Below are 582 nucleotides of genomic sequence, written 5' to 3'. Positions count from 1 at the left end.
TTTTGTCCCCCACTTTAGTGGCTGTGTTATTACCTGTTGCTTGACCTGTACCTACTGCACTGCTCTTCGCCAACCAGCCGAAGTCCGCTACCTTATCTTCTACCGCGATAACACGAGTATCTACCGCTTGGATTTGGTCTTCTGTCGCTGCTTGACCACTTACAGGAGCCTGTCCACGAGTCCATGTCTTATTGGATAAACCGTTCACAGTACCTTTGTTGTCCTTGTTAACAGTTACATCGCCCGCTTTTAGGTCTTTACCTTCTACAGTACCTTCGGATGTAATATTGCCTTTAGTCTTGATGCTGCCATCAGTTCCGTCAAGAACGATATTACCATTGCCCAAGTTAACTTTATCCGCCAATTTGATATCGTAATTTGTATGACCATCAGCAGGATCTACAGTTTCTTCTAGTACCAAATTCGGAGTTTCTGTATTCTTCTTATTAACAGATACTGTCGTTTTAGATGCTGCAGCCGCTTTCTTCACATCACCGATGTTTGCCGCATTCGTATCAACATCACCACCGCTCGCTACATTGGAGATGACTTTACCACCATTGTTTAAGCCTTTATCGGTAA

General features: G+C 44.0%; 1 protein-coding gene. It reads right to left on the bottom strand.

Translation table 11 applies throughout. The annotated features are described in order from the left end of the window. A partial coding sequence (locus NE668_RS10570; RefSeq protein ID WP_256196763.1) for a hypothetical protein occupies window positions 1-582 on the bottom strand: 582 nt, incomplete at both ends.

Source organism: Veillonella parvula, from assembly GCF_024461875.1.
Taxonomy (GTDB): domain Bacteria; phylum Bacillota; class Negativicutes; order Veillonellales; family Veillonellaceae; genus Veillonella; species Veillonella parvula_I.
This window is presented reverse-complemented; position numbering and strand designations above follow the sequence as displayed.